The organism is Novipirellula herctigrandis, assembly GCA_007859835.1.
Taxonomy (GTDB): Bacteria; Planctomycetota; Planctomycetia; order Pirellulales; family Pirellulaceae; genus Novipirellula_A; species Novipirellula_A herctigrandis.
Window position 1 is genome coordinate 7,963,836 of the sequence record SJPJ01000001.1, and the last position, 9,007, is coordinate 7,972,842.

Here is a 9,007-nt window from a genome sequence, read left to right on the forward strand (position 1 = left end):
TGACAATTTGGTTATATCGATGAATGCGCGAGTAAGTGCCGGGGCCTCTTAATCCTCGGCACTTATTCGGCCTGCGTATTCCAGTCCTCAGACCCGAGAGGGAGTTCGTTTAGTTCCGCTCTAGCTTCTCGCCAGTTCGGATAGTGTTCGTCGAGGATCGCCACAAAGCGATCGCTATGAACCGGTTCGATCAGGTGAGCCATTTCGTGAACGACCACATATTCGAGCAAGTCCTTGGGTTTCTTAACCAATTCAGTGTTCAGGCGAATATTGCCAGCGTCATGGTTGCAGGATCCCCACTTTGTCTTCATCCGTTGCAGGAAGTACTGGTTGACCTTCACGCCCAGCGTCGGTTCCCATTTCTCAATCAATTTTGGGATCGCTTCGTGCAGGAGAGACTTGTGCCAATCATGGATGACTTGTTGTTTCTTGGCAGTATCACTACCTGGACGGACCGTAAGGGTCATTCGCTTGTGATCGAGACTAACCTCTGGCTTGGCGTCTGATTCGACAAGATGCAGCAGATACCGTCGGCCCCATACATAGTGGCTCTCTCGCTCCACGAAGCCCCTGGGTGTCTCACGAGCCTGATTTCTCAATGCACTTTGCTGTTCGTGAATCCAATCCAACCTTGAAATTGCATAGGCACGCGCAACGTCCAACCTCGTTGACGTCGGCGCGACGAGCGTGACATGACCGTCGGGTGGATGAACAGACAAATGAACGTTCTTCACGTCCTTGCGTGTTACGGAAATGGATGTTTCGCCAAGTACGATTGTCTCGTTCATCAGTATCCCGGCTGACTTTTGATAATCTCAAACAACGCCTTGGTTGCTTTTCGGTCTCGTGCCAAGAGCGGGAAGATCGCGTTCAGAACTTCCGATTCACGAGTGTCATCGCCCTTCCAGGCTGCAGGTGCTTTTTCATGCATCACGTTGTCAATCTGTAATGCGAGGTTCGCCTTGTCTTCATTGTCAGTAGGGCATTGAAACGTGCTCGCTTCTATGTCCGCAAGGTTGTTAAACAGAATGATCGCTTCCCGATTACCGTTGAGAATGTCCGGATGATCGCCACCGGACTTGCTGACGAGTTTCTTCGCTAACTCTTCCGCCTTTTGCAGGAAACGCTCGTAGGATTCCGTGTCGTCACGCTTCTGCTGAATCAGGTCCTGAAGCAGTTGTGACATTTCGCTGTAGAACCGTGGGTCAGTCAGTTGATCACGGATAATTGTCCTGCGGACGTTGTTAATGATTCCCTCTGCGATCGCGTTTCGAGAGAGTTTGCCTTTTTGATTCAGCTTCTTAGCGATCGCGTCGTGGATGCCCGTTTCAACAATCAACTCGGTGAGTGGAACTTGGTCGAGGGTTGGGCCAATTTGCTGGCCAGGATCCGCCTGGATATAAGTATTGATCAAGTGTCGCATGTCCGATTCGTACGGTTTGATATTCAGCTCCTCACCTGAATGCCGTTTGATCGCTACTCGCATGTCGCTGTAGAACTTCGATTCACGCTGTAGCGTGTTGGTCTCGTCCAGCGAGTAACCAGCCTCACTAAGGTTTCCTGCGATCGCTGCGTAGGCACGCAGGAACGTGACAACCGCCTTGTAGAACGAAATTCGCAATGGTTCTGTCTCGATCAACGCAGTTGCCGAGTTCGCATCGCCACAGAAGTATCGCAGGTACTGTTCCACCTCGCGTGGTTGTGCAACCGGTTCGCAGAGGTAGGCCAGTGCCTGTATTGCTTTGTCGAGACGCTTCTTCCCTTCGGCTTTCCAGTCTTTCAACTCAACGTTGGAGTCTTCGCCACCATCCTCGGTATCTAATTCGTCGCTCGTGTAGACGGCGATCGCTTCCTGGACGTCTTCGAGCAGTTCCTTGTAGTCGACGATGTACCCGAATTCCTTGTCATCGCCATCAAGACGGTTCGTCCGACAGATCGCCTGAAATAGATTATGGTCGTGCAGTTCGTTGTCCAGGTAGATGTACGTGCAGGACGGGGCATCGAAGCCAGTGAGTAGCTTGCTGACCACCACCAACAACTTCATGTTCGCTGGTTCGTTAATGAACTGTTGTTTCACACGGTCTTCGTAGGATTTCGTGGTCTCCCCGGACTGCAAAACGTGCTTTGTGTATGTGTCAAACTTGTAGCGTTCGTCGCTACCCGCCGGTTCTCTCGAAATCGCATTGTGGTTCGGTTGAAACGACGTAATGATTCCAACATTGCTGGCGAAGCTTGTGTTTTGAAACAACCGATAGTAGTGGCACGCATCGTAGATGGATGCCGCTACCAAAATGGCGGTTCCCCGGTCGTTGTTCAGTCGCGGCCTGACTCGAAAGTCGTGAATGATGTTGCCGATGATCCGTTGCTTGCGCTCACCAGAACTCATCAGCTCTTCCATCGTCGCCCAACGCTTTCGCAGCATGGCGCGTTGAAAATTGTTTAACCCACGCGTCGCTTGATCAAACCACGCATCAATTTCGGTGCGGGTGGTTAGACGCTGTGGAACGCTGCGAGCTTCGTACTTCAGGTCCAGGACAACCTTGTCCCGCACCGCTTCGTGGAACTTGTACGTATGAATATTCGTGCCGAAGACATCGCGAGTCATCTTCTTGTCTTTCCGAAGCAGCGGCGTTCCGGTAAAGCCAATGAAAATCGCATCGCTTAGCCAACGCTTCATCTGCTTGTTCATGTCACCGCCTTGCGTCCGATGGCACTCGTCGACGAAGACGTAGAAACGTCCATGAATCGGCGGCTTGCTTGCCTTCAGGTCTGGTTCGAATTTATGGATCAAAGCGCACAAGACACGCGGCGTAGTCTGGCCGATTTTCTCTTCAAATTCTGCACGGGAAGTGACTCGCGGCGAGGCAGAATCGGTACCAATGACTCCGGCGTTTCTCATGACGCCTTCAATCTGTTTGTCCAATTCGTCTCGGTCGGTCACGATCAGGATTCGAGCATTCGAGTCGTGCTCCAGAAGCCACTTTGCGATCAGCACCATCAGGATACTCTTGCCGCTTCCCTGCGTATGCCAAATCACCCCACCTTCTTCTTGCCGGATTCGTTCCTGCGCTGCCTTAACTCCACGAAACTGATGAACGCGTGGGACCTTTTTCTGGCCAGCATCAAAGATGATGAAATTGCGGATCAGGTCCAGCAACCGAGACTTCTCGCACATTTCAGCGAGTGGTTCGTCAAGCAAGTATCCGGCCTCTGTCTGCTCAACCGATGCATTGCTGTCTTGGGCCTGCGTCAAGTACTTCCCTAGCTTCTCCTGGACGACGTCACTGCTGTCCGGACGAACTGCTTGGTCTTCGGTCTTCCATGCGGTAAAGAACTTCGTCGGTGTTCCGGTTGTCCCGTATTTCAGACCCTCGGAATCGTTGCCGGCGAACACGAGCTGCACTGCTGCGAAGAACCCTTTGTTGAAGATCTCCTCCTGGTTGGTGCGGAGTTGTTCGATCGCATCGGCGATCCCGACCGAATGACGCTTCAGTTCAAGAACACCGATGGCGATCCCATTGATGTAGATAACAATGTCGGGGCGACGTTCGTGACCACCGCGAAGCGTTACCTCTTCAGCAATCGCGAAGTCGTTCTTATCCGGATTGCCCCAATCAATTAAGTGAACGGTTTCGTGAGATTGCCCCGCAGCGGTTTGCACTTGAACTCCGTAACGAAGCAACTGGTAGGTCCGCATGTTTGCTTGATAGAGCGAAATGCCAGTCGTATCGGCAGCCGCCAACAGTTTTTGAATCGCTGCAGAAATCTGAACATCGGAGTATCCACGCTCGACCAAATGCGTCTTTAAGTACTCGGTTTCGATCGGGCGGTTATTCTCACGAGTCCTCCAATCACCGAGGTGCCGGTAGCCCAGGCACTTGGGATGTGATGTATCGGTAAATCTTTCTGCGACACGAATTTGCGTCTGCCGTTCAGAGCGTGGCTGTTTAGGCATGGCAAGCCTCCGGTTGAATCAACCGTGTTTTTCCGGAGAGCAGTTCCTGCATCATTCCCTGCTTGAGCATTGAGGTCTTTTCGCGGCGTCTCTCAAGGACCGTGATCTCAGCGTCCATGTCGGAGAGCACTTCGGCGATCGCGGTTTGTTCTTGGGGGTCAGGAAACGGTATTTCTAGTGCATCAAAGTCCCTCCTATAGATGTGACGCTGCGATGTGCCTTGGCCCCGTTTCTTGAAGTGGCTTTGTCGTCGATTTATTTGAAGCCGGACGTATCGAGAATCGCCTTCGACAGATAGCCGCAATCGCCCCATTCGTTGGTTAAGAACATAGGCATTACTCACGGGAATTACGTCGCATAGCCCCAACAGATTTCCGTGTGCCAAATCGCTCAACACCGCCACAATGTCGCCTGCATCAAGAGAACTATCACAATGGTCCGTCCGCTTGTGCTCCTTTTTCAGTTGGCCGTCGATTCCAATGCTGTCGAGGGTAATAAGGTTGAAACGCCCGTCAGCCTTTACCTCGCCTTCAAGCGGTTTCCCATTCGTGAATTCGCAAATCTCTTGCAATGTTTTTTCTTCCCATTCGCCTTTGAATCCGGGTAGGCGGGTTTGCCCGGTGAGGAGTTGCTGCATGGCGGCCTGTTTGAGATCACGCTTCTTGGTGAGCATCCGGTCCAGCACCCCCAGCAAAGCATCCACATCGCCGAGCGCTTCCGCAATCGCTCGCTGCTCGGCCGGCGGGGGAATCGGCATTGGAATTTCGATGAACTTCTCACGCGGAAGGTGTGCGATGCTCGTTTGAGTGACGAAATTTGCAAGTACACCCCGACGTGACCATTGCCAAAGGAGTGCAACCATTAGTCGGACTTCAAATCCCCTTAACGGACGCAATCGGTGAAGTGCTTTCTGGTAGTAACACTCTTCAATCGGAGCATCCCAAATTGCGGCTCTTCCAACGTCGCCACCTTCACAGACCAACAGATCTCCCTTCTCAAGCCGAAACCTTTTGAGGTCCGCTGACGTCAATGGGACTGTTGGCAATTCGCCAATGTCAATCTTGTTCCACTGAACGGCTCGGTTGCCGATGTACGGTTTGGGAACGCCCTCATTCTTTTCCGCGTCGAGCATTTTCCCAAGTTTGATGTCAAACTCTTCCCCGACAAATGAGATTGTCCAATCCAATGGGATCAATCCGGCTTCAGTCTGTTGGAATCCGCTTTTTACGCCCATGAAGCACCCATTGCTACAAGGTGTTTGTCCACCTTGCCCTGTAGTTCAACCAAATCGGATGCCAGTTCAGGCAGGGCCTTCTCGTACCGGACAGCGAGTTGCTGAACCCTTGCCGTCAAGTCGTGTGACACGGCATCAAGTTCGCCCCCAACACACGTCGATAGATGCTCGCACCACTTGTCATCCACAACAAGCGACTTGATTTCATCAACGCTCAACTCCGGATACTTGTCGTGGGCAAGTTGGTCGAGGGCTTTCTCAGCCGCTTTCTTCTCAGATTCGATTTTGCTCTTTTGCTCAAGAAGCTGCAAATAGCGATTAACGGCAGCGAGGTCTTCGTAGCCTTCCGGGAGCGGCACTTCGGAAAGCCGTTTGACGATTTCGGTCTCGGCGGCGTCCAGCATTTGCTTGGCCTTCCTTGCGATGGCCTTTTGCTTTTTGTCGGTGTTGACGTACTTGGTGAGCACATCGAACTCTTCGCCTCTGTCGATTTCCTTGAGACGGTCGGTCACCTTTTTTAATCCGATCGAGCCGTTCTTGTTTCGTCGCTCGCTGAAGAATCCATCGGCGCCAATTTCCTGAAGCTTTTGGGAAAGCTTTTCTGCTGATTCAATGAGTGACGTGTACTCGCCGCACGCTTTTGGGTCTTCCTCGTTCCAAATGGCGACGATCGCTTCGGTCCGGGCTTCCTGCGCGTCGGGTCTTGATGAGACATCTTTCATGATGCCCTCCTCACCGATTTCTTTGCCGGTTTCATGATCTTCTTTTAATTTTTCCATCTCGCTGGCTACATTCGCCAGTTCGTCTTCCATGGCGTCGATGGCCTGCTTGTCCTTGGCAAAATAGCGGGCTACGATCAGTGGCTTGGGGATGAGATCTGACTTGAAGCGTCGTTTCCCAATTTCTATTTCATGTGATTCCGGCCAAGTCAACTTGCCCTTGCTGTTCTTTACTTTGCGAATCTCGCGGAGCACATTCCCTGACGTCCATCCTTCGGCGGCGAGAAGGTAGCAGTCGTCCTGCATGGTCTCTGCCCAATAGTCCATCAGATGCTGGTACACGTCATAAGCATCAAGCAGCGGGGCATTGTCGAATGTGGCGAGTAGGTCTTCCGAGATCGTCTCGATCAGTTGCTTTGGGTTGTCACCGGTGTCGAAGCCGGTCAATCGCGGATGGTTGGCCTTCTTCCACTTGGTGAAGAATTTGGTGGTCGACTTGATGAAGTCGGCAAATTCGTTGTGCTCATAGATCGTTTGCTTAACGTCGGAAACGGGGACTCGCAGTTGACAGTAACCGGGGCGGTCAGCTGGTTCGATAAGGCTGGCGCGAACGCCGGGGATGACGTCCCAATACGCCCCCAGCGAGTCAATATCGCGGTCGGGTATCCCGCCTCTCAAGTGGCCATCGATGTCCTGGATATCTTCCGGTTCACTGCTGTCGATGTAACGCGGCAGGTTGAGGTTATATTCGTTTTTCGGGTTTTGAATTTCCGTAACCGGGACCATGCGGGCATAGCGTGGGTCGGATTCGTCTTGACGGTTGAAGGTGTCGACGATGCGATGGATGTCTTGCTCGCGAAGCCGATTTTTGTTGCCGTCTTTGATGAAACCTTTGGAGGCGTCGATCATAAACACGCCCTTGCGGGCGGTAGCGTTTTCTTTGTCCAGCACGACAATGCAAGCCGGAATGCCAGTGCCGTAGAAAAGGTTGGCGGGTAGGCCAATGATGCCTTTCAGGTAGCCAGATTCGACGAGCTTCCGACGGATGACGGCTTCAGCGTTGCCACGGAAGAGCACACCGTGTGGGAGAATGCAGGCTCCTTTGCCTTCTTTTTTCATGCTGCGGATAATGTGCAGCAGATAAGCGTAATCGCCTTGCTTGCCCGGTGGCGTCCCCCAGGCGAATCGCTGGTACTTGTCGTTGTCCGGTGTTAGGCCGGTACTCCACGTCTTGTCGGAAAACGGAGGATTGGCGACGACGTAATCGTATGTCCGCAACCGCTCATTGTCTTTGAATTTCGGGTTGGAAAGCGTGTTCCCAGCGAGAACGTTGGCGGTAGGAAAGTTGTGCAGGATCATATTCATCCGCGCAAGACCGGCCGTGGTGACGTCTTTCTCCTGGCCCTCCAGCGTGATATGGACTCCAGCTTCATCAGCGACTTTCAGCAGCAACGAACCAGATCCGCACGTGGGGTCGTATGCCGTGGTTGAAGCGACCGCAGTGTCGGACGAAATGCCAATCACTTTGGAGATTACGCGACTGACTTCCGACGGCGTATAAAACTGCCCCTTGCTCTTTCCGCTCTGTGTCGCGAAGTGACGCATCAAGTACTCGTACGCGTCACCGAGGATGTCGTCGTTGTCCGCTCGGTTCTTGGAAAAGTCCAAGTCGGGACTCTCGAAAATGCTGACCAGATTGGTCAGTCGGTCCACCATCGCCTGGCCTTCGCCGAGCTTGTTGGGATCGTTGAAGTCCGGAAAGTCGCTGCGGGCGAGACGGCTATTGTTGTCGATCAGTGGTTGAATGATCTGCGTGTTGATCTTGTCGCCAATATCGCTCTTGCCCTTGAGGGCAATCATGTCTTTGAAGCTGGCTCCAGGCGGAATGTTGACCGCCGGTTTCATGTCATCGGAGTCCACGTATTTGTCGGTGACGTATTTGATGAACAGCATGAACAGGACGTAGTCCTTGTACTGAGAAGCATCCATGCCTCCACGCAGTTCATCGCACGATGCCCAGATTTTCGAGTAGAGTTCGGATTTCTTGATTGCCATACGCTATTTGCTTCCTGCTATTTCGGCCGCTTGTTTGATGTCGGTTGATCGAGCTTCTTCAGAAACTGTTCTAGGTCGGATCTCTTGAACAATCGGTAGCCATTCGCTGGATTTCGTCGCATTGGTATCTTGCCGGCCTCCGCCCATTTGCGAAGGGTGTTTTGTGACACGCCAAGAATTTCGGCCGCCTCGGCGGTCTTCACGTAGTCAGTCAATTTCGTCATCGAATCGTCGCTCTCTGGCTGTTCGCTGGCGCTGTTCAGTGATAAAGTCTACAAAACCCTGCACCCCACTGATAGGCCGGAGCAAATGACGACTGCCACTGCCAAGACGATTCAAATCTATTTGCCAGCCGGTGAGCCACGCGGCATTCGTATCGCTGAAATCACAACACGGATCGTGCAAGCGGTTTTGATCCCGCGTAGCGATATGGCCCAGGGCAAGCTTCGTAAGGAACTGGATCTGCCCGGCATCTATTTCTTGTTCGGCGAGGGCGAAGACGAAGCGAAGCCGATCGTTTACATCGGCCAGACGGAAGACGCTCGGAAGCGTTTCGATAGCCATAACAAAACGAAGCCGTTTTGGAAGACGGCGATCTTCTGCGTCTCCAAAACGCAAAACTTCACGCAGGCCCACATTCGATACCTGGAGTGGTACTGCATGCAACGAGCAAAAGATGTCTCCCGCTATTCGCTCGACAACGGCCAGGTGCCTGACAATTCGAATTACGTTCCCGAGCCAATGGAAGCGGAGTTGCTTGACGTGTTTGAAACGATTAGCACCTTGGTTTCAACTTTGGGCTATCCGGTCTTTGAACCACTAGCAAAGCAAAGTCCATCGTCAATCACGTTTTTCTGTCGCGGTGGAGGAAGCGAGGGCGAAGGTGAATTGGTTGAGGACGGTTTTGTAGTACACGAGGGAAGCAAAGCCAGAGTGGAAGTCGTAACGTCCGCGTTGGCTTCATTAACTCCAAAACGCGAGAGCTTGATTTCAGCTGGCGTGATGGAACAACGCGATGGCCACTACTACTTCACACAAGACTAT

Annotated in this window: 6 protein-coding genes; 1 reads left to right on the forward strand and 5 read right to left on the reverse strand. The window is 52.5% G+C overall.

Annotated features, from left to right (window positions below; all coding sequences use genetic code 11):
• Window positions 1-62: 62 nt before the first annotated feature.
• Genes CA13_RS29000 through CA13_RS29020 form a run of 5 tightly spaced genes read right to left on the reverse strand, consistent with a single transcriptional unit; the run spans window position 63 to window position 8,187 of the window.
• The gene (locus tag CA13_RS29000) at window positions 63-788 is read right to left on the reverse strand and encodes a M48 family metallopeptidase (protein ID WP_146402612.1); all 726 of its coding nucleotides are present in this window, start codon (window positions 786-788) and stop codon (window positions 63-65) included.
• Entirely contained in the window at window positions 788-3,955 is a 3,168-nt protein-coding gene (locus CA13_RS29005) for a type I restriction endonuclease subunit R (protein WP_146402613.1), read from the reverse strand. Before CA13_RS29005 ends, CA13_RS29000 begins: the two co-directional genes overlap by 1 nt.
• Window positions 3,948-5,189 carry a restriction endonuclease subunit S gene (locus tag CA13_RS29010; RefSeq protein ID WP_146402616.1) on the reverse strand — a complete coding sequence of 414 codons (1,242 nt, stop codon included), beginning with the start codon at window positions 5,187-5,189 and terminating at the stop codon, window positions 3,948-3,950. Before CA13_RS29010 ends, CA13_RS29005 begins: the two co-directional genes overlap by 8 nt.
• Window positions 5,180-7,963, reverse strand: coding sequence for an N-6 DNA methylase (locus CA13_RS29015; protein WP_146402618.1), 2,784 nt, complete (start codon window positions 7,961-7,963; stop codon window positions 5,180-5,182). The genes CA13_RS29010 and CA13_RS29015 overlap by 10 nt, the downstream gene beginning before the upstream one ends.
• A 17-nt stretch (window positions 7,964-7,980) precedes the next feature.
• Window positions 7,981-8,187, reverse strand: a complete 207-nt coding sequence (locus CA13_RS29020) for a MerR family transcriptional regulator (protein ID WP_146402620.1) — start codon at window positions 8,185-8,187, stop codon at window positions 7,981-7,983.
• An 85-nt stretch (window positions 8,188-8,272) separates the two neighbouring features.
• On the opposite strand from CA13_RS29020, the gene CA13_RS29025 reads away from it, so the two are divergent.
• Window positions 8,273-9,007: GIY-YIG nuclease family protein (locus CA13_RS29025; protein WP_419194967.1), on the forward strand; the 735-nt coding region annotated here is incomplete at its 3' end.